Source organism: Flavobacterium defluvii (assembly GCF_900129555.1).
Lineage (GTDB): Bacteria > Bacteroidota > Bacteroidia > Flavobacteriales > Flavobacteriaceae > Flavobacterium > Flavobacterium defluvii.
Genome location: NZ_FQWC01000006.1, coordinates 89,075 through 111,872, shown reverse-complemented (window position 1 = coordinate 111,872; position 22,798 = coordinate 89,075). Strand labels below are relative to the sequence as shown.

General features: G+C 32.9%; 15 protein-coding genes. 9 read left to right on the top strand and 6 right to left on the bottom strand.

The genetic code is table 11. From position 1 onward, the window contains the following. The first annotated feature begins 139 nt into the window (after positions 1 to 139). The 5 genes from BUC29_RS14095 to BUC29_RS14075 all read left to right on the top strand — a co-directional run bounded on the left by BUC29_RS14095 (position 140) and on the right by BUC29_RS14075 (position 10,085). Entirely contained in the window at positions 140 to 2,878 is a 2,739-nt protein-coding gene (locus BUC29_RS14095; RefSeq protein WP_073416818.1) for a M16 family metallopeptidase, read from the top strand. 305 nt (positions 2,879 to 3,183) lie between these two features. After that, positions 3,184 to 5,124 (top strand): DNA topoisomerase (ATP-hydrolyzing) subunit B, encoded by a 1,941-nt coding sequence (gene gyrB / locus BUC29_RS14090; protein WP_073416817.1) that lies wholly within the window; start codon positions 3,184 to 3,186, stop codon positions 5,122 to 5,124. A 108-nt stretch (positions 5,125 to 5,232) separates the two neighbouring features. Continuing rightward, complete coding sequence (gene mdh / locus BUC29_RS14085) at positions 5,233 to 6,168, top strand: malate dehydrogenase (RefSeq protein WP_073416981.1); 936 nt, start codon at positions 5,233 to 5,235, stop codon at positions 6,166 to 6,168. A 227-nt stretch (positions 6,169 to 6,395) separates the two neighbouring features. Next, positions 6,396 to 9,389, top strand: coding sequence for a protein translocase subunit SecDF (secDF, locus tag BUC29_RS14080; RefSeq protein ID WP_073416816.1), 2,994 nt, complete (start codon positions 6,396 to 6,398; stop codon positions 9,387 to 9,389). Between the two features lie 84 nt (positions 9,390 to 9,473). Next, positions 9,474 to 10,085 (top strand): acyloxyacyl hydrolase, encoded by a 612-nt coding sequence (locus BUC29_RS14075; RefSeq protein ID WP_073416815.1) that lies wholly within the window; start codon positions 9,474 to 9,476, stop codon positions 10,083 to 10,085. Between the two features lie 53 nt (positions 10,086 to 10,138). Here BUC29_RS14075 and lgt read toward each other — a convergent pair whose 3' ends face one another. The 6 genes from lgt to BUC29_RS14045 form a co-directional block, all read right to left on the bottom strand. Next, positions 10,139 to 11,071, bottom strand: coding sequence for a prolipoprotein diacylglyceryl transferase (lgt, locus tag BUC29_RS14070; RefSeq protein WP_073416814.1), 933 nt, complete (start codon positions 11,069 to 11,071; stop codon positions 10,139 to 10,141). A 67-nt stretch (positions 11,072 to 11,138) separates the two neighbouring features. After that, positions 11,139 to 11,378 carry a membrane protein insertion efficiency factor YidD gene (gene yidD / locus BUC29_RS14065; RefSeq protein WP_073416813.1) on the bottom strand — a complete coding sequence of 80 codons (240 nt, stop codon included), beginning with the start codon at positions 11,376 to 11,378 and terminating at the stop codon, positions 11,139 to 11,141. 22 nt (positions 11,379 to 11,400) lie between these two features. Further along, positions 11,401 to 12,879 carry a cysteine--tRNA ligase gene (gene cysS, locus BUC29_RS14060; protein ID WP_073416812.1) on the bottom strand — a complete coding sequence of 493 codons (1,479 nt, stop codon included), beginning with the start codon at positions 12,877 to 12,879 and terminating at the stop codon, positions 11,401 to 11,403. A gap of 58 nt (positions 12,880 to 12,937) precedes the next feature. Continuing rightward, on the bottom strand, positions 12,938 to 13,327 hold the full coding sequence (locus tag BUC29_RS14055) for a four helix bundle protein (protein WP_012024335.1): 390 nt from the start codon (positions 13,325 to 13,327) through the stop codon (positions 12,938 to 12,940). A 35-nt stretch (positions 13,328 to 13,362) separates the two neighbouring features. Continuing rightward, positions 13,363 to 14,034: a GTP cyclohydrolase I FolE gene (gene folE / locus BUC29_RS14050; RefSeq protein ID WP_073416811.1), complete on the bottom strand. Its 672-nt coding sequence runs from the start codon at positions 14,032 to 14,034 to the stop codon at positions 13,363 to 13,365. Positions 14,035 to 14,219: 185 nt separating this feature from the next. After that, on the bottom strand, positions 14,220 to 15,416 hold the full coding sequence (locus tag BUC29_RS14045) for a pyridoxal phosphate-dependent aminotransferase (RefSeq protein WP_073416810.1): 1,197 nt from the start codon (positions 15,414 to 15,416) through the stop codon (positions 14,220 to 14,222). A 234-nt stretch (positions 15,417 to 15,650) separates the two neighbouring features. On the opposite strand from BUC29_RS14045, the gene BUC29_RS14040 reads away from it, so the two are divergent. From BUC29_RS14040 to BUC29_RS14025, 4 genes are all read left to right on the top strand, one after another. Beyond that, a complete protein-coding gene (locus tag BUC29_RS14040; protein WP_244160830.1) occupies positions 15,651 to 16,871 on the top strand; it encodes a PDZ domain-containing protein in 1,221 nt (406 codons plus the stop codon). Positions 16,872 to 17,028: 157 nt separating this feature from the next. After that, entirely contained in the window at positions 17,029 to 19,650 is a 2,622-nt protein-coding gene (locus BUC29_RS14035; protein ID WP_073416808.1) for a T9SS type B sorting domain-containing protein, read from the top strand. A gap of 19 nt (positions 19,651 to 19,669) precedes the next feature. Then, positions 19,670 to 20,599 (top strand): PorP/SprF family type IX secretion system membrane protein, encoded by a 930-nt coding sequence (locus BUC29_RS14030; RefSeq protein WP_073416807.1) that lies wholly within the window; start codon positions 19,670 to 19,672, stop codon positions 20,597 to 20,599. 10 nt (positions 20,600 to 20,609) lie between these two features. After that, on the top strand, positions 20,610 to 22,739 hold the full coding sequence (locus BUC29_RS14025; RefSeq protein ID WP_073416980.1) for an OmpA family protein: 2,130 nt from the start codon (positions 20,610 to 20,612) through the stop codon (positions 22,737 to 22,739). The last annotated feature ends 59 nt before the right edge of the window (positions 22,740 to 22,798 follow it).

Genomic DNA, 22,798 nt, shown 5'->3' with positions numbered 1-22,798 from the left:
ATTAATCTTGTTTCGGTTTTTTTATGGTTTATGATTTTAATTTTCAAATTCCTAAATCTTCGTTAATATAAATTTTTAGTTAAGAAAAATATTATATTTGATTGTCATTAACAAATTAATAATCAATCAAAAATAACCTATGAAAAACCTATTACTAAGTGGGATTTTATGCTGTGCATTAGTTTCATTGAACCCGGTTTGTGCACAAAAAAAAGTAGAGACGCCCAAGTACATTACAAACGTTGAAGGTGTCAAAGAATATTCTTTAAATAATGGATTAAGAGTTCTTTTAATTCCAGATGCTTCACAAAGTAATATGGTAGTCAACATTGTATATAATGTTGGTTCGAGAAATGAAGGCTATGGCGAAAAAGGAATGGCGCATTTACTGGAACACATGCTTTTTAAAAGCACAAAAAATCTAGGAGATATTAAAAAAATGCTTTCTGATAAAGGTGGAAATGCAAACGGAACGACCTGGTTTGACAGAACAAATTATTATGAAGTGTTTCCATCGAGCGATGAAAACCTGAAATGGAGTATCGAAATGGAAGCCGACAGAATGATTAATTCTACGATTCTGCAAACTGATCTTGACAAAGAGTTTTCTGTAGTTAGAAATGAGTTTGAAATAGGCGAAAATAATCCGGACGGAGTTTTGCAGGAAAGAATCCTTTCAGCAGCTTATTTATGGCACAATTACGGAAACAGCACCATTGGTAGTAAAGAAGATATTGAAAGAGTAAAAGCCAATACGCTTCGTGTTTTTTATGAAAAATACTATCAGCCTGATAATGCAACTCTAATTATTGCAGGTAAATTTGATGAGAAAAAAGCATTAGAATATGTTGGGCAGTATTTTGGAGCAATTCCAAGACCAAAAAGAGTTTTAGACAAAACGTATACAATCGAGCCGGCTCAGGATGGAGAAAAATATGTAGAACTTAAAAGAGCAGGCGACAGTAAAAATGTTGGAGCTTTATATCATACAGTATCTTTTGTTGATAAAGATTATGCGGCGATCGATGCATTGGGAGAAATTTTAACTGCAGATCCATCAGGATACTTATATAAATCATTGATTGAAACACAAAAAGCATCCAATGTTTATTTTTGGCAGCCTACGGTAAGAGATGCGAGTTTTATTTATTTTGGAGTTGCAGTTCCTAATGATAAAGATGTAAATGCTACAAAAGAAATAGTTAGAACCGAGCTTGATAAAATTGCTGCTACAAAATACACTGATCAGGATGTAAACAGGGCAAAAGCAAAAATTATCAAACAAATCGAAACTGTAAAAAATAATACCATTTCGTATGCCATTAACCTTACTGAAATTATTGGTGCCGGCGATTACAGACTTGGATTTTTATACAGAGATGCTGTTGAGAAATTAACTAAAGAAGATATTCAAAGAGTTGCTGAGAAATATTTTAAAGCCAATAACAGAACAATTGGTGTATTTATCCCTTCTAAAGATGAAGTAAGAGTTAAGCCAAATGAATATACAGACGAAGAATTATTAGCATTTACAAAAGATTATAAAGGAAAGGCTTTAGAAAAAGAAGCAGCTCCATTTGAAGCTTCGATTAAAAACTTAAAACAAAATTTTGTTGAAGGAAAACTATCAAATGGAATTAAATACGGCTTAATCAAAAAAGAAATAAAAGGAGGAAAAGTTCAGGCTAGTTTTAAATTTCCTGTTAGTAACGAAAAAGATTTAACAGGTAAAAGTGATGTTGCCGGAATTTTGGCGCAACTATTAAAAACAGGGACTAAAACGCAGACCAAAGAACAAATTCAGGATCGATTAGATGTATTAAAATCATCAATCAATTTTAATTTTTCAAGACAAACATTATCTGTCAGCATAAGTACTTACAAAGAGAATTTTAAAGAAGTAATGGGAATTTTGGCAGATTTACTGGCTAATTCTACTTTTCCTGAAAATGAATTAACAAAAACAATAAGCGAGTACAATACTTATTTAGAGTCTAGTTTAAACGATCCGCAGGCAGTTGCATTTACCGAGATTTCAAGAATTACTACAAAATATGAAAAAGGGAGTATCTTTTATACGCCGACTATTCAGGACCAAATAGATGCTTTTAAAAAAATAAAGCAATCGGAAATCGTTGATTTTTATACGAATGTTTTAGGCGGAAATAATGGTGTAGGGAGTGTTGTTGGAGATTTAGACGCAAAAACGACAGGTGAGATTTTAGAAAGCACATTTGGAAAATGGAATTCTAAAGCAAAATACCAACTTGCATTGCCAACATATTTTGAAACACAAAAACTTGATAAAGATATTATTACCCCAGACAAAGAAAATGCTGTTGCATTAGGAAGAATAAGTTTTAAAATGGATAGAAAAAATCCTGATTATCCGGCATTTGTTATGGCAAATGAAATTTTAGGAAGCGGAGGTTTCTTAAGTGCCAGAATTCCGATGCGATTAAGAGAAAAAGAAGGAATAAGTTATGGTGCGGGTTCTTTTGTTGATGTGCCAATTACAAATGATGTAGCTGCATGGAGTTATTACGCTTTCTTAAATCCAACAAAAAAGAATGCAGTTGAAAATGCTGCAAAAGAAGAAATTGCAAAAGCAATAAAAGACGGATTTACTGCAGAAGAATTAAAGTCAAACATGATTAGCTGGCAAAACGAAAGAAAAACAAGATTAGGAGTTGATAATACATTAATGGAGCTTGCAAATACATATCTTCAATACGGAATTCCTTTAGAAGATTATGATCAGCTTGAAACTAAAGTTAAAGCACTAAAAGTTGAAGAAGTAAATAGTGTTTTGAAAAAATATCTTTCTCTTGATAAAATGAGTTCTGTTTATGCAGGAGATTTTAATAAGAAACAATAAGCGATAAAATTCTAAATAGGAAAATTTTATATCAAAACCGAAATGCATAAAATGCATTTCGGTTTTTTTATGCAGTTGATAAAGTTTGGAATTTGAGATTTCAATTTTTTTTATGTTATTCCCATTTTTAGAATTTGGAATTTATGAATTTGAAATTTAAAATTGACTTTTAGAATTATTTTTTGGTTTTTCAGACAATTGTGTTAATAACTTAAGTGCTTTAAGTCGGAATTTTATGGGTATATACCCTGCGTTTTTATATATTTGCGTGTTAGACAGTAAATACATTTTTTAGAATAAATTATATGAGCGAAGAAATCAAGAAGAACAATTATTCAGCAGATAGTATTCAGGCATTAGAAGGAATGGAGCACGTAAGAATGCGTCCATCGATGTATATTGGAGATGTAGGAGTTCGAGGGCTTCATCATTTGGTTTATGAGGTTGTTGATAACTCCATTGATGAGGCGATGGGAGGACATTGCGATACTATTGGTGTTACAATAAACGAAGACGGCTCGGTTACAGTAGAGGATAACGGTCGTGGTATTCCGGTTGATTTACATAAAAAAGAAGGAGTTTCTGCACTTGAGGTTGTAATGACTAAAATTGGTGCCGGAGGTAAATTCGATAAAGACTCTTATAAAGTTTCGGGAGGACTTCACGGAGTTGGGGTTTCTGTAGTAAATGCACTTTCGATTCACATGAAATCGACTGTATTTAGAGAAGGAAAAATCTACGAGCAGGAATATGAAAGAGGAAAAGCATTATATCCTGTAAAACAAATAGGAGAAACAGATAAAAGAGGTACACGCCAGACATTCTTCCCTGATGATGCTATTTTTCAGCAGACAACGGAGTTTTCTTATGATACTTTATCAGCTCGTATGCGTGAGCTTTCTTTCTTAAATAAAGGAATCACAATTACTTTTACAGATAAAAGAGAAGTCGATGAAAAAGGCGAATTCAAAAGCGAAGTTTTCCATTCTGATGAAGGACTTAAAGAATATATTCGTTATTTAGACGGAAATCGTGAGCCAATTATATCTCACGTAATCAGCATGGATCACGAAAAAGGTGAGATTCCGGTTGAAGTTGCTTTAATCTATAATACAAGTTATTCTGAGAATATTTTCTCTTATGTAAATAACATTAACACACATGAAGGAGGTACACACCTGCAAGGTTTTAGAAGTGGTTTAACAAGAACACTTAAAAAATATGCAGATGCTTCAGGATTGTTAGATAAATTGAAATTCGAAATTTCTGGAGATGATTTCCGTGAAGGTTTAACAGCTATTATTTCGGTAAAAGTTGCAGAGCCTCAATTCGAAGGACAAACTAAAACTAAACTTGGAAACAGGGAAGTGGTTTCTCCAGTATCTCAGGCAGTTGGAGAAATGCTTGAAAATTATTTGGAAGAAAATCCAAATGATGCAAAAGTAATTATCCAGAAAGTAATTTTAGCTGCGCAGGCTCGTCACGCTGCAAAAAAAGCACGTGAAATGGTACAGCGTAAAACCGTTATGGGCGGTGGCGGATTGCCAGGGAAATTATCAGACTGTTCTGAACAAGATCCGGCAAGATGCGAAGTTTACTTAGTCGAGGGAGATTCGGCTGGTGGAACAGCAAAACAAGGACGTGACCGTAACTTTCAGGCGATTTTACCATTACGTGGTAAGATTTTGAATGTCGAAAAAGCGATGCATCATAAAGTATTCGAAAACGAAGAGATTCGTAACATTTTTACTGCTTTAGGAGTTACTGTTGGTACGGCAGAAGACAGTAAAGCATTAAATCTTGAAAAACTAAGATATCATAAAGTAATTATCATGTGTGATGCCGACGTCGATGGTAGTCATATTTCTACCTTAATATTAACGTTCTTCTTCCGTTTCATGAAAGAACTTATCGAAGAAGGACACGTATACATTGCAGCACCACCTTTATATTTAGTTAAAAAAGGAAACAAAAAAGAATATGCGTGGAACGATGTTCAGCGTGATCAGGCAAATGAAAGAATGGGAGGAAGTGCATCTATTCAGCGTTATAAAGGTCTTGGAGAGATGAATGCAGAACAATTGTGGGAAACTACAATGGATCCAAATTTCAGAACATTGCGTCAGGTAACTATCGATAGTCTTGCAGAAGCAGATCAGGTTTTTTCTATGTTAATGGGAGATGAGGTACCGCCTCGTAGAGAATTTATCGAGAAAAATGCTGTTTACGCAAATATCGATGCCTAATAAAAAATAACTTTCAATTCGTTTAATTGTTTAAATTTACTTAAACGATTAAACGAATTGTCAATTTATAGAACAAACAAATTATTAATAACCGATAAAGTAAAAAATATGAAAGTTACCATTGTAGGAGCAGGAAATGTTGGAGCTACTTGTGCAGATGTTATTTCTTATAGAGGAATTGCAAGTGAAGTAGTGTTGTTGGATATTAAGGAAGGTTTTGCCGAAGGGAAGGCGTTGGATATTACACAATGTGCTACAAATACGGGTTTTAATACCAAAGTATCCGGAGTAACCAATGATTATTCTAAAACTGCCGGAAGTGATGTAGTGGTTATTACATCGGGAATTCCGAGAAAACCAGGAATGACAAGAGAAGAATTAATAGGTATAAATGCAGGAATTGTAAAAACAGTTGCTGAAAATGTGTTAAAATATTCTCCAGATACGATAATAGTTGTAGTGTCAAATCCAATGGATACTATGACGTATCTAGCTTTGAAAGCTACAGGATTACCAAAAAACAGAATTATAGGTATGGGAGGAGCTTTAGATAGTTCTCGTTTTAGAACTTATCTTTCTCTTGCTTTAGACAAACCTGCAAATGATATTTCAGCGATGGTAATTGGAGGTCATGGAGATACAACTATGATTCCGTTAACTCGTTTAGCGTCTTACAACGGAATTCCGGTATCACAATTCCTTTCAGAAGAAGTATTGCAAAAAGTTGCTGCAGATACAATGGTAGGAGGTGCAACACTTACAGGACTTTTAGGAACTTCTGCCTGGTACGCTCCGGGAGCTTCCGTTGCTTATTTGGTAGACAGTATTCTAAACGATCAAAAGAAAATGATTGCATGCTCTGTTTTTGTAGAAGGCGAGTACGGTCAAAATGATATATGTATAGGAGTGCCATGTATAATTGGTAAAAATGGAGTCGAAGAGATTATAAATATTCATTTAAACGATCAGGAAAAGGCTTTATTTGCAAAAAGTGCAGATGCAGTTCGCGGCATGAATGATGCTCTAAAATCGATTTTAGTATAATAAAAACACTAAAAAAAGGAAAAGGCTGCACTTTTGCAGTCTTTTTTTTGAGATTAATTAATAAATAAATTGGTTAATCTTTTCGTTAATTATATATTTGCTCGATTTAAAAAAAATGTAGTAATTCGTGATCTCGATTTTTTAGTTTTAAAAACTCATGTCAGGGCTTATTTTTAGGGAATTTAAAACCAAAAACAAACATAAAACATAATTAATTTTTAGTAATAATGCAGAATAAAGGACTTATTAAATTTTTCGCAATTCTATTTGCATTGGTAAGTATTTACCAACTTTCTTTCACTTTTGTGGCAAATAACGTCAAAAGTGAAGCTAAAGCTTTTGCAGGAGACAATCCTGATAAAGAGCTAAAATATTTAGATTCTATTGGAAAAGAAAAAGTGTTTAATCTTGGTTTTACAGACTTCACTTATAATGAAGTAAAAAACAAACAATTAAATAAAGGTCTTGACTTAGAAGGAGGAATCAACGTAATTCTTCAAATCTCAGTTAAAGATGTTTTAAAAGGATTAGCAAACAATTCTAAAAATCCGGTATTTAATAAATCATTAGCTGATGCAACTGCAAATTTAGAAGGAAATAAGACCTATTTAAATAAATTTTTTGAAGCTTTTGAAGCTAACTCAAACGGAACTACAAAATTAGCTTCGCCAGATATCTTTGCAAACAGAAGTTTACAAGGTGAGGGTGGAATTGATTTCCAAATGACAGATGCTCAGGCTCAAAAAGTAATCAAAAGAAAAGTTGATGAGTCTATCGAAAGTGCTTACAAAGTATTAAGAGAGCGTATCGACAAATTTGGTGTGACACAGCCAAACATTCAAAAATTAGGAGAAACAGGAAGAATCTTGGTTGAGCTTCCAGGTGCTAAAGATGTTGACAGAATTAAGAAGTTATTAGGTGGAAAAGCTCAATTAGAGTTTTGGGAAACTTATAAAATGGAAGAAATTGGTAATTTCCTAGTTTCTGCTAACGAAGCTTTAAAGAAAACTGAAGTTAAGAAAACTGAAACTAAAACTGTTGCTAAAGATTCATTAAATGCTTTATTAACAGATAATTCTAAAGATTCTCTAGATGCTAAAAAAGGAAACAATCCTTTATTTGATAAAATAATTGGTAACGGAGGTGGTCCTGTTTTAGGATACTTTGCAGTGAAAGATACTGCAGTTATTAATGACTATTTCAAAAGACCAGAGATTAGAGTGTTATTGGCTGCAGACCAGCACTATGCAAAATTTGTATGGAGTAAGCCAACAACTATAAAAGATCCAAAAGCAAAAGATCCAAAAAATGCTGCTGATATCGAAGCTGTTGAATTATATGCTTTAAAAGGAAACAGAGACAACATTCCTGCTATGAGCGGTGGTGTAGTAACTGACGCAAAAGATACTTTTGACCAAATGGGTAAACCAGCTGTTTCTATGCAAATGAACAGTCAGGGAGCTAAAGTTTGGGAAGAATTAACAGGAAGAGCTTTCTCTCAAAAAGGCTATATAGCTATTGTATTAGATAACATCGTATATTCTGCGCCAGGTGTTACTAGTGGTCCAATTGCCGGAGGAAGATCTGAAATTACAGGTTCGTTTGATGTTGCTGAGACTAAAGATTTAGCAAACGTATTAAATGCAGGTAAATTACCGGCTTCTGCAGATATTATTCAATCTACAGTTGTAGGACCATCTTTAGGTCAGGCTGCAATTGATGCAGGTACAATTTCATCTGTATTAGGATTCTTATTAGTTTGTGTTTGGATGGTATTCTATTATGGTAAAGCTGGATGGTATGCAAACCTTGCTTTATTATTAAACTTACTATTCTTATTCGGAATTATGGCAAGTTTTGGTTTCGTATTAACGTTGCCAGGTATTGCAGGTATCGTATTAACATTAGGTACTGCGGTAGATGCGAACATTATTATATATGAAAGAGCAAAAGAAGAATTACGTGAAGGTAAATCATTATCTGAAGCAGTAACAGCTTCTTACGGATGGCATGGTGCAATGCGTTCTATTATTGACGCAAACGTAACGCACGTTTTAACTGGAGCTATCTTATTTATTTTTGGTACAGGACCAATTAAAGGTTTCGCATTAACTTTATTAATTGGTATCGTAACTTCATTGTTTACTTCTATTTTCATTGCTAGAATTTTTATCGACAGAAATATTGCTGGAAAAGGTGATTTAACTTTCTCTACAAACATTACTAAAAACTGGTTTACTAATTTCCACTTTGACTTTATTAAAATCAAAAAATTCACTTATATCTTCTCTTCAATCGTAGTTGTTGTGAGTTTAATTTCTATCTTCTTCGTTAACGGATTAGATGAAGGTGTTGATTTTGTTGGAGGTAGAACTTTCCAGGTTAAATTTGAAAAACCAGTTGATGCAACTGTAGTTTCTGATGAATTATCAGCTGCTTTTGGAACTCCTGTTGAAGCTAAAATTTTAGGTGATGATGATCAGTTGAAAATCACAACTAAATATAAAATTAAAGAAGATGGTGTTGCTGTTGATGAAGAAGTGAACCAAATATTATACAAAGGATTAGCGAAATATTTCCCTAATACTAGTTATGATAAATTTACTAATTCTTTTGATGGTAAAAGAGTCGGTGTTTTACAAGCTTCTAAAGTTGGAGCTTCTATCTCTGAAGATATCAAAACTAACTCTTACTGGGCAGTTCTTGGGGCAATGGCAGTTATTTTCTTATACTTAATGATTTCATTCCGTAAATGGCAGTATTCATTAGGTGCGATCGCGGCTGTTGCACACGACGTAATCTTCGTATTAGGAATCTACTCTTTATGCTACAAATTCATGCCATTCCACATGGAAATGGATCAGCACTTTATCGCAGCGATTCTTACTGTAATTGGTTATTCTATGAACGATACTGTAATTGTATTCGATAGAATTAGAGAGTTCATCATCGGAAACCGTAAAGGAACTTTCGAAGATATCGTAAATGCTTCTATTAATACTACATTATCTAGAACATTGAATACTTCATTAATGATGATCATTGTATTATTAACAATGTTTATCTTCGGCGGAGAATCAATCAGAGGATTTATCTTTGCCATGTTAATTGGTATTATTGTAGGTACTTATTCATCATTATTCATCGCGACTCCAGTATTGGTTGACTCGATTTCTGCTGATGATAAACATACAATCGAAGACAAGCATAACAAAGCATAATTACTGCTTAAATTATAATAAAAAAGATCCGGTGAAAGCCGGATCTTTTTTTGTACTATATTTAAATGAATTTTAAAATTGCCTATGATTATAAGAATACTTCTGTATTTATTGCTTTTTATCGTATTGAAAATACATGCACAAAATAATGATTCAAGACTCTTGCTTGGTTTTAATTATGGTTTCGGAAGTGAATTCAATAATAAAGATTACACTTTTGTAAATCATTTTTATAAAGCACAATTGTATTATAAATTGAAAGAAACAAAACATTTTCAGTATGAGATTTTAGTTCAGCCGGAGATTAATTTTGCAAAACACCAATTACTGAATTTTTATTTTGTAAAACCAGAAACTCCTGATTTCGAACAAAAAAGAGAAGAATATACCAAGCTAAAAGATATTCATGAATATGTTCTGAATTTAGGTTTTTTGATTCGAAAACCTGTTAGTAAAAACATTTCGGTTTATCTTTTAGGAAGTGTTGGCCCGATGATTACAGATACTGAAACTGAAAGAATGTCTGGTGGTTTTGCTTTCGCAGATGTTTTAGCGGTTGGTTTTTCTTTAAAATGGAAGAAAATACAATTTGATATTAGACCAGAAGTCAGGCATGTTTCTAATGCAGGTTTAGGAAGTACAAATGCAGGTTATAATACTAAAAACATTGAATTTGGTATTTCCTATCCATTATAAAAAAAACTCCAGTATGTCGAAATACTGGAGTTTTATATTTTTTGAATTCCTGATTAAGAAGCTGCTAAAGGATTTCTTTGCGCTCTAATGATAAAGAAAAGACCAATAATAATGAATGGAATACTTAGCCATTGTCCGGTTGAGAACAAACCTAATTCTTTTTCAATACCGCCTTGGCTTTCTTTTACAAATTCTACAATAAAGCGTACTACAAATAAAAGCACTAAAAACAATCCAAAAAGATATCCTGATTTAAGTCTTGCATTAGTTTTCCAATATAAGAAATATAAAGCAGCAAATACGAAAATATAACAAAATGCCTCGTACAATTGTGTTGGGTGCTTTGCTGGTACTTCTGCTAGTAAATTTGCAAATTTAGGGTCTGTGGCTATGGCATTATAAGCTTCTTTTGGATTAGCAATTTTTGTAGCGTTTACTGTGTCTGCTTTGCTGAATTTGTCATGTAGAAAACGAATTCCAAATGCAGATGTTGTTTCGTGACCGATAATTTCAGAATTGAAGAAATTTCCTAAACGTACAAAGATGGCACCACTTGCAACAGGAATTACCACACGGTCTAAAATCCATAATAATGGACGTTTTAAGATTACTTTGCTATAATAATACATTGCCACAATAATTGCAATTGCTGCTCCGTGGCTTGCTAAACCCTGAAATCCTGTAAATTCAAATTTTGGCTCGAATTTAAATGGTAAAAAGATTTCCAGTAAATGATTTCTGAAATATTCCCAGTCATAAAAGAAAACATGTCCTAAACGAGCTCCAATTAACGTTGCTAAAACTGTCCAAACAAATAAAGAATCTAATTTGTCTAAAGATTCATTTTCGCGCTCGAAAATCTTTTTCATTAGGAACCAGCCTAAACCAAAAGCAATTACGAACATTAAACTGTAATAGCGAATCATAAAAAATCCTAAATCAATTCCTTCAGAAGGATTCCAAACGATGTTTAAAGGTTGTGTCATAGAGTATATGTTTTTATTGTGTTTTGTAAAAATAGCTATTAAATACGGATCAAATCTTTATAAAAAGTTAATGTTTGTGTGAACATTTCTTTTCTGGAACGGGATCGTAACCTGACCTTCCCCATGGATGACAGCTTAAAATTCTCTTTATTCCTAAATACCCTCCGTAAAATAATCCGTGAGTTTGTAAAGCCTGAATCATGTATGTTGAACACGTTGGTTCAAATCGGCATGAAGCGGGCGTAAAAGGTGAAATCGCAGTTTGATAAAAGCGTACTAATAAAACAAATGGCGTAATAACTTTCATGATTTATTAGATTTTTTCTTTTTTAGATTGAGAAACTTGTTCCTTCTTTTCCGTCTTTCAACTGAATTCCTAAAGCAATTAACTGATCGCGGATTTGATCAGAAAGTGCGAAGTTTTTATCTGCTCTTGCCTGATTTCTCATTCCGATAAGCATATTTACAACACCTTCTAATTTATCATTATTGCTGTCAGCAGCTTTTTCGTCACTTAATCCTAAAACATCAAAAACAAAAGCATTTAAAGCTGCTGAGAATGTTTTTAAATCTTCTGGAGAAATAGTTTCTTTACCTTCTTTTAATAAATTGATATAACGAACAGCTTCAAACAATTGAGCAATTAAAATTGGTGTGTTAAAATCGTCATTCATCGCATCGTAACAAGCTTGTTTCCATGCTGAAAAATCAACAGAGCTTGTAGAACCAGCATTTATAGATGGTAATGCATCTAGAGCTTCCATTAATCTTTTGTATCCTTTTTCGGCTGCAGTAATCGCATCATCTGAAAAATCTAAAATACTTCTGTAATGCGCTTGTAACATGAAAAATCTAGTTACTGATGCAGAAAAGGCTTTACTTAAGATTGTATTGTCTCCACTTAAAATTTCTCCCGGTAAAATATTGTTTCCGGTTGATTTTGCCATTTTCTTTCCGTTTAAGGTAAGCATATTGGCATGCATCCAGTAATTTACAGGCGATTGCCCAGTGCATGCTTCGTTTTGCGCAATTTCGCATTCGTGGTGAGGGAATTTTAAATCCATTCCACCTCCGTGAATATCAAAATGGTTTCCTAGATACTTAGTACTCATTGCAGTACATTCTAAGTGCCATCCCGGGAAACCATCGCTCCAAGGAGATGGCCATCTCATGATATGTTCTGGCTCAGCTCTTTTCCAAAGCGCAAAATCCTGCGGATTTCTTTTATCAGATTGTCCGTCAAGGTCACGGGTATTCGCAAGCATATCTTCGATATTTCGCCCGCTTAGAACACCGTAATTGTTGGTTTCGTTATATTTTACAACATCAAAATAAACAGATCCGTTAGCAACGTAACCAATACCGGTATCAATGATTTTTTTGATGATTTCGATTTGTTCAATAATATGACCCGTTGCAGTTGGCTCAATACTTGGAGGTAAAAAATTGAAAGCTTTTAGAATATCATGAAAATCAACAGTATAGCGCTGTACAACTTCCATAGGTTCTAATTGCTCTAAACGTGCTTTTTTAGCAATTTTATCTTCACCTTCATCAACATCATCTACAATATGTCCAACATCGGTAATATTACGCACATAGCGAACTTTGTAATCAAGATGTAAAAAGTATCTGAAAATTACGTCAAAAGACATAAAAGTCCTTACGTTTCCTAAATGCACATTACTATAAACTGTTGGTCCACAAACATACATTCCAACATTTCCTTCATGGATTGGTTTGAAATTTTCTTTTTCACCCGAAAGTGAGTTGTATATTTTTAGGGGTTGACTGCTGTATAGTGGCATATTTTTACTTAATTGTTTGTTGTTCGTGGTTTATTGTTTATTGTTTTGGAGGCAAATTTTATTTGAATTTTAGCCCCTTGATTTCACATTTGTTTAAATAGTTCATCATTGCTCCAATTTTGTTTTTTACAAGCTCAGCCATTTCATTTAATTTTAAATGTTGTTCTTCGCTGATCAATTTTTTATCAAATGCTCTGTATGATTGTGATTTTACTTCTCCAATAGATCCTTTCGCAATACTTAGAAAATTAATGAATTCTCTATTTCCATTTCGTTCAAATCCTTCGGCTATATTATCCATAACTGAACCAGAACTTCTGTCAATTTGATCTTTAAGAGAATAGTTTGTTTTTAGATTCGTATTTTGAATTAGAAATTCAATTTGCTGACAAATTTCTCGAGCAAGTCTCCAGATTTCCAGATCTTCAAATTTTTCAATTTTCGCCATAACAACAAACTATTAACTAAAAACAATAAACTTTTTTAAAAGTGTGTATCTAGTTTAATATAATCAAGAAACTCTCTTTTTGTTTGAGGTTCTTTGAATTTTCCTCCGAATTCAGAAGTTACTGTACTGCTTTCGATATCTTTGATACCTCTTGAGTTAACACAAAGGTGTTTTGCATCGATAACGCAGGCAACATCTTCTGTACCTAAAGCTTTTTGAAGTTCCTGAACAATCTGCATAGTTAAACGCTCCTGAACCTGAGGTCTTTTTGCATAATATTCAACAATACGGTTCATTTTTGATAAACCAATAACTCTTCCGCTTGAAATATAAGCAACGTGAGCACGCCCAATAATTGGCAGTAAGTGGTGTTCGCAGGTAGAATAAACGGTAATGTTTTTCTCAACTAACATTTCACCGTATTTGTAATTATTATCAAAAGTTGAAGCTTTTGGTTGTTTTGCAGGGTTAAGACCTCCAAAAATTTCTTTTACAAACATTTTAGCTACTCGGTTTGGAGTACCTTTTATGCTGTCATCAGTCAAATCCATTCCTAAAGTTTGCAGAATGTTTTCAACATCTTTTTTAATTTTTTCTATTTTTTCTTCATCAGTTATATCAAAAGCATCCGCTCTTAGAGGGTTTTTTGCATTACTGCTGAAATGACTGTCACCTATTTCGTCTAAAAAATCTTCGTTATTTATCATTAAAAACTACTATTATAATGGGTATATCTTTTTAAGGCGGTAAAGATAATTAATAAATAGGAAACCTTTTCTATGGTTTTTATTATTTAATCGATCCTTTTTAGATATAATTTAAAATTGATCCAAAAACAAAAGACAATAACAGGATTAGTTATTGTCTTTTGAAAGTTTAAGTTTAGTTTGTTTTATCTATTGTTGTACACTAGTAAAGCCTCTTTTAAGATATTTACTGCTGTAATAAGATCTTTTTTGTTTAAAACGTATGCAATTCGCACCTGATTTAATCCCATTCCCGGAGTTGAATAAAATCCTTTTGCAGGAGCAATCATAACCGTTTCGCCATTTAAATTGTAACTTTCTAATAACCATTGCGCAAAATCATCAGAATCCTTAATTGGTAATTCGGCAATGCAGTAAAAGGCTCCTTTAGGTTTTGTTACAATTACACCTTCGATTTTATTCAATTCTGAAATTAAAGTATTACGACGCTCTTTATATTCACCAATTACTTCATCAAAATAACTTTGAGGTGTGTCAATTGCAGCTTCGCAGGCAATTTGCTCAATGGTTGGCGGACTCAAACGTGCCTGAGCAAATTTCATTACAGTTGCCAGAACTTGTTTGTTTTTAGTAACCAAACATCCAATTCTTGCTCCGCACATACTGTAACGCTTTGAAACAGAATCGACCATAATGACGTTTTGCTGAACATCTTCTAAATTCATTACTGAAAAATGTACATCATCTCCATCGTATAAAAACTCACGATAAACTTCATCTGCGATTAAGTATAAATCGTGTTTTTTAATTAAATGAGCCAGTTGCTTAATTTCGGCTTCAGAGTATAAATATCCAGTCGGATTTCCAGGATTGCAAATCAGAATGGCTTTTGTTTTTGGTGTAATTAATTTTTCAACTTCTTCAATACTTGGCAGGGCAAATCCGGTTTCGATAGTCGAAACGAGCGGTACTACAGTTGCGCTTGTAGAAGATGCAAATGCATGGTAATTAGCATAAAAAGGTTCAGGAATAATGATTTCATCTCCCGGATCAGTAATTGTGGCCAGTGCAAAAAGTAAGGCTTCAGAGCCACCAGTAGTTACAATGATGTCTTCTGTGTTAACGTTTACATTTTGGCGCTGGTAAAAATGAGCTAATTTTTTTCTATAGCTTTCATATCCGGCAGACGGACTGTATTCTATAATACTCAAATCAATATTTTTTACCGCCTCGATGGCCACTTCCGGTGTCTTGATATCCGGTTGACCAATGTTTAAGTGATACACCTTGTGTCCTTTTTGCTTTGCTAAATCTGCAAAAGGAGCCAGCTTGCGTATCGGAGATTCGGGCATGTTTCTTCCCTTGTGTGAAATTGTAGGCATGAGTATAAATTATTGAAGTGCAAATTTGCGCTTTTTTTTCGAATTTAATTTAAAGAATATACTATCTTATAAAAATCTAACAATAATAAATATATTTACTAATTTTATAATAAAATATTGTCAATGAAAAAATATATTGTGTTGTTTTTTGGGTTATTCTTACCTTTTTGTGTTAAATCTCAAGATAGTTTTATTATTCAAAATAATAAACAAAAGGCGGTAATCCCTTTTAAATTGATAAATAATCTCATTTTTATTCCGATTAAAGTAAATGGTGTCGAACTGAATTTTCTATTAGATTCTGGTGTCGAAGAAACCATTTTGTTCAGTATGGATGAAATGCAGGAAGTAAAATTTAATAATGTTGAGAAAATCAGACTTAGAGGTTTAGGTTCTGAAAGTGAAATTGAAGGTTTGAAATCGACAAAGAATACTTTTGAAACACACGGATTGCGATCTGATAATCATATGTTATTTGTGATTCTCGATCAAAGTTTTAATTTATCATCACATATAGGTATTCCTGTAAATGGTATCATTGGACATAAGTTTTTTAAAAATAATTTGGTAGAAGTTAATTATGAAAAGAAAAAAGTCATTGTACATACAAATAATGAATCGTTTCGGAAAAAATTGGACAGAAACTTTAAAAGTATACCCATTACTATCGAAAAATCAAAACCTTATATTGAAACAACTGCAGTTGTAGACAACGAAGAAATTCCGGCAAAATTGCTAATTGATATAGGTAATAGCGATGCGTTTTGGGTTTTTGAAAATAATAAAATCAAACTTCCAAAAAAGAATTTCCCCGATTTTCTGGGAAAAGGGTTTAGCGGTGACATCGAAGGGCATCGCGCCAGAATTCAAAAATTTATAATTGATGAATTTGAGTTTAAAAAACCAATTGTTGCCTTTCCGGATTCTAGTTCTATTCGAAATGTTAAAATGGTTCCGGATCGTATAGGCTCGGTAGGAGGAGAAATTCTAAAAAGATTTACAGTGGTTTTAGATTATGCAGATAAAAAAATGTTTTTAAAGAAGAACAATAAATTTAAAGAACCGTTTACATATAATAAAAGCGGAATTACAATTCAACATAATGGATTACAATGGGTTCAGGAAACTGTACATTTAGAAACTGTAAAAGTTGCTGTATCCTTAAACGAAGGAGAAACAAACCAGAATAATAATAGTGGAGGCAATTTTAGATATAAATTTTCTTTGAAACCCATATATGAAATTGTTAATATCAGAAAAAAATCAGCAGCCGAAAAATGCGGATTACAAAAAGGAGATATTATTACTTCTATTAATGGTGAAATGCCATATAAATATTCTTTACAGCAAATCAATCAGCTTTTGAAATCCGAAGAAGATAAATGGATAAGTTTAGAAGTCGAAAGAAACAGTCTACTTTTGAAGTTTAGATTTAAGCTCGAGGATGAACTATAAATGTCGATTATGATTAATTAATTTTTTGTTATAAAATATTTTGTTTTAGTAATGAAATTTATAATTGTTTGAGTTTTGTGAAAAATTAAGTGTTAAAATTACTTTTTTGTCTAAGCAACATCAATAATTTATTAAGTTTATCAAAAAAATGCAGTTTATGACCAAAAAATACAATGATTTCTTACGTGTAATTTTATTTTTTGTTTTTTTATCATTTTTACCTCAAACAATAAATGCCCAATGTGCTGGTGATGATGCGAGTTTTGAAGTTTGTGATATTCCTAATGTAAGTAGTAAAACAATTGATTTATTTTCTTTACTTGGTGGATCTCCTGTTTCAGGAGGAGTTTGGACAGATGATAATTCATCAGGTGGTTTAAATTTAACAACCGGAATTTTAAATGCTCAGGTAATCAGAGCAAGTGGGATCTATCGTTATACTTATACAGTTACAGGAAATGCTGGCTGTGTCGATAATTCAGCAACAGTTACTGTTACAATAGGAGGTTATTCTGGTGTAACATCTCCAAACGTTTCTGTTTGTAGTTCAGTAGTTAATTTTAATCTTTTTCAGGCGTTTAATGGAGTAGATGTTAGTCCTCAATTTAATGGTCAATGGCATAATGATACTACTAATCAAGATGTTAATTCTTCTATTAATGTTGAGAATATGGAAGGAACATTTTATTTCACATACACAATGCCAGCTATTGGTACTTGCCCGGCAATGTCATCTACTGCAGTTATAACTATTTTTAGGGCGCCTAATTCTGGAAATTCTGTTCCTTTAAACTTGTGTGGTAGTGATGGTTTGACTGCATATCAAAATTATGATCTTTTTACTTCAATTTCAGGATATGATGCTGGAGGAACCTGGACCGAAAGTAACGGAACTGGCGAATTGACTTTCATTGGAGATCATAATATAAATATTGAAAGAATTTATAATACTTATGGAGAAGGATATTATAATTTCAATTATACAGTGCCGTCAACGCACCCTATATGTCCTGCTGATCAAACAACTGTAAGGGTAAGACTTGAAAAAAGTCTGGATTTTACAGGAGCAGTTGTAGAAGTTGACTCAGATATCTGCGAAAGTGAGATTCCTACTGCAACATATAGGTTAACGATTACAAGAGGTCCGTCGAATATTCCTAATGGGACTTATTATGTAACCTATGATATAGCTGGATTTACGCAGAGCGTTGTGGCTAACTTTAATAATGGGGTTGCATCATTTCCTTTAAATTCTGTTTTTTTTCAAAAAGCTGGAAAATTTAAAATTACGGTATTGAACATTGCCTCTACAACCAGTGCATTAACATGTCAAAATATTATCAATGATTTATATGATGAATTAATAATCTATCCTATTCCGGATTTGAATGGAGCGTTAATTACTCCTGCTGTTACTTGTCAAAATCAGGAGGGCATAATTCAAATAACGAATGCGGCAAAACTGGCAGATGGTGATTATGATATTGTTTATAATTTATCAGGTGCAAATACAGTACCTTCTCAAGTGACGAGAATTACAGTTTCTGGTGGAAATGGAACATTTGTTATACCAGAGATTTTTAATTCAAGAAGTGGATTTTCTACCGTAACTATCACAGCGATAACACATGTTGTTTCTCAATGTGTTAATTCGGCTAATTTAAAAGGCGAAATACAAACGAACCCTTTGCCAAACGGTTCACTTTTAAGATTGCAAATACAAAATGTATGTTTTGGTGAAGAAGTAAAAGTTAATGTTTCTGGTTTACAAACTCTGACAGATGTTACATTATCGTACGTGCTTTCTGGAAGTAATACTTCAGGAGTAGAGAATATACCATTAACCGCTATCGATGGGAGTTCTATTTTTGTTCTTCCTGCTAATTTACTTGTGAATTCTGGTTCAACAACAATTACAATTGTGAAATTAAAAAATAATATTACAGGATGCGAAAGTGATGTAAGCGGAATATCAGCCACTTTTATTCTAAATTCCATACCATCTTCACCAATAGTAACAGATCAGGCATTTTGTAAAACAGACCAATCAACTGTTGCTGATTTACAGCCGCAAGGAACTCAATATAAATGGTACATCTCTGCTACGGAAACAACTCCGCTTCCTAATACATATGTATTAAAATCTGAAGATTATTTTGTGAAAGAAACTTCAGGAGCGGGCTGTGTTTCGCAGCCATCCAAAGTCACGGTAACAATTAATGATACACCACCTCCAACATTAAATCTGGATGGACAAAATTTTTGTGGTTTAGACAATCCTACGATTCTTGATTTATCAAATAATACAGGATCACCTTCAACAGTAGTTTGGTATGATGCGCCAAATAACGGTAATTTACTTTCATCCTCAACTCTTTTAGTTGATAAAGCAACGTATTATGGTTTTGATCTTTCAACAGTTACAAATTGTTTTTCAGAAGAAAATCTGGCTGTAACTGTTTCGCTTACAGTTTGTGATTCTCCGCAATACACGTTTTTTGTTCCCGATGGTTTTTCTCCAAACGGAGATGGAATAAACGATACTTTTACAATTCCTGATATTGACTTTTTATATCCGGATTATAAACTTGAAATTTTCAATAGATATGGAAACGGAATGTATAAAGGCTTTAAAAATAAGCCAGCCTGGGACGGAATAAATTATGAACAAAGTGGAATTGGAAGCGGAATAGCACCAAACGGAGTATATTTTTACATTCTCTATTTTAATAAAGACAACAGACCGCCTCAACAAGGACGTCTTTATTTAAATCGATAATTTCTTAATATAAATTCAAATGAAAAAAATATTACTCTACATAACTTTCTTTTTTTACTTAACATCGGTTTCGGCGCAGCAGGATCCGGAATACACACATTATATGTATAATATGAGTGTAGTAAATCCCGCGTATGCAACCGGAGTTCCTGCTATGATGAATTTTGGAGGATTGTACAGATCGCAATGGGTTGGTGCAGTTGGTGCTCCAAAAACTTTTACCTTTTTTGGACATACCGCAATTTCTGATAAGGCAGAAGCAGGTTTGTCTTTTATATCAGACGATATTGGTGACGGCGCTAAAAAAGAAAATAATATCTACGCTGATTTTGCTTATGTTTTAAATCTAGGCGGAAAAAACAAACTTTCACTTGGACTTAAAGCAGGAATATCATCAATGCAAACCAATTTTAATGGATTTAAGTTCAATGATCCGGCAACAGATATGGCTTTCGCCGAAAATATAAATGCCACAAAACCAAATATAGGAATAGGGGCTTATTATTTTAGAGATAATTTATACGTTGGGCTTTCGGTTCCTAATTTGTTGAAATCAAAATATATTGAAGAAAAATCAGGTGTAAATGCTTTTGGATCAGAAAACATACATACTTTCCTTACTGCAGGATATGTTTTTCAGGTCAATGATATGTGGAAAGTAAAACCTGCATTTATGACAAAATTTGTAAAAGGAGCACCTATTTCAATAGATTTAACGGCCAATGTTTTATACAACGAAAAGTTTGAACTTGGTGCCGCTTATAGAATAGACGATTCTGTAAGTGCATTGTTTAATTTTAATGTAACGCCTACACTTAGAGTTGGTTACGCTTACGATTATACACTTACGAATTTAGGTCAGTTCAATTCGGGAACACACGAAATCATGCTGCTTTTTGATTTGGATTTATTAGGTAAAGGATTTGATAAATCACCTAGATTCTTCTAAAATGAAAAATATGAAAAAACTACTCGTTATTATATTCGTATTTTCAATACAGTTTATAATTGCTCAGGATCAGGAATTGGTTAGGGCAAAGAAATTTTTTGACAGAACTTATTACAGCGAAGCTATTGTTTTATACGAAAAACTGGCTGAAGAAAAACCGTCACAAGAAGTAATTAAAAACCTTGCGGATTCTTATTATTATACAAACGACCTAGTAAAAGCGCAGCGTTATTATCGTTTATTATTTAAAAACTATAATGACAATTTAGACAGAGAATATCATTTTAGATATGCTCAAACTTTAAAAGCAACAAATAATTACGATGAAGCAAATGCTGCATTAAAAGAATATTATTCGAAATCATCAAATCCTGAGGATATTATAAATTTTGAAAAAAATATAAAAACCTTAGAAAATGTTTCGGCGATTGGAAAACGATTTGATATTAAAAATTTACCAATAAATACGCCAAATTCAGAGTTTGGAGCCGTTGAGTACAAAGGAAATTTAGTATTTGCAGGAGTTAAACTAAAACCCGGAATATTCGATAAAAAATTTAAATGGGATGGAGAAACTTATTTAAATCTCGTTACAATTCCGTTAAAAAATATTAATGCAGCCGATTCTATCACGCACTATTTTGCTAAAGAATTAAAAACCGGAATGCACGAATCAAATGCCGTTTTTACAAAAGATGGTAAAACAATTTATTTTACCAGAAACAATTCTAAAAACGGAAAGAAAAAAAGAGACGACAAGAAAATTTCTAATCTTCAGATTTTCAGAGCCGAATTAGTTGATGGAAAATGGACTAATATTACGTCACTTCCTTTCAATAGCCCAAATTATTCAGTAGAGCATCCTGCACTGAGTGCCGATGAAAAAGTATTGTATTTTGCGTCAGATATGCCGGGATCAGTGGGATCTTTTGATATTTATTCGGTTAATATAAACAAAGGCGCATTTGATACCCCAAAGAATTTAGGACCGGAAATTAATACCAATAAAAGAGAGCAGTTTCCTTTTGCTTCAGGAGATAATAAACTTTATTTTTCTTCGGATGGACATTTAGGATACGGATCTCTGGACGTTTTTGTTTCAGAAATAAATGGAAATGAATATTCAAAACCAATAAATATCGGACTTCCTTTAAATTCAAATTTAGACGATTTTGCCTTCAATATTAATTCAGAAACCAAAGAAGGATATTTTGCATCCAATAGAGAAGGTGGAAAAGGCGGCGACGATATTTATCAATTTAAAGAAATTAAAGATTTAATTGTAGAAGATTGTCATCAGTTAATTGCAGGAACTATTACAGATATTGATACTAAACTGGTTTTAGAAAATGCAACTGTAATATTGCAGGACTCGGAAAATAAAACTTTAAATACAGCAACAACTCTTGCTGACGGAAAATTTAGTTTTAGAGTTCCCTGCGAAGCTTCGTATAAAGTTTCTGCCTTCAAAGAAAAATACACAAATGAGTCTAAAACTTTATCTTTAGATAATATAAGAGATAAAGAAAACGACGCTTCTTTAGCATTAAAATCTTTGGAAAAAATCAAACTTGAAGAAAAAGAAAATGCCGAAAAGAAAAGGCAGCAGGAAATTATTATCGAAGAAGAAAATAAAAAGAAAGAAGCGCTTGCGGCAATTGAGTTAAAACAAAAAGAGAAGAAAGCAAAAGAAGCTGAAATAGCTGCCGCAGAAATTAAAAAGAACGAAAAAGTAAAAGAAATTTTAGAGAAAGAAAAAGACGTTGTAAGAGATAAAGATCGTTTAATTATCAAAACAGACCCTATTTATTTTGATTATAACATGTGGTACATTCGTAAAGAATCTAAAGTTGTTTTGGGCAGAGTTGTCGAATTAATGAAGAAATATCCGGGAATGGTAATCGAAATTGGTTCGCATACAGATTCACGAGGAAACGCAAAATTCAATGAACAATTATCTCAAAAAAGAGCCAATTCAACCAGAGAATTCCTAATTCAATCCGGAATTGATGCCAAAAGAGTTTCTGCAAAAGGTTATGGAGAATCAGTGCCAATTATTAAATGTAAAACCGACGAGGCGTGTTCAGAGGAAGATCACGAGCTCAATAGAAGATCTGAATTTGTAATTAAGAATTTATAAATGCTATAAAAATTAAAAATCATTAAGCCTTTATTTTGGCTTCTTTTTTATTTAATTTT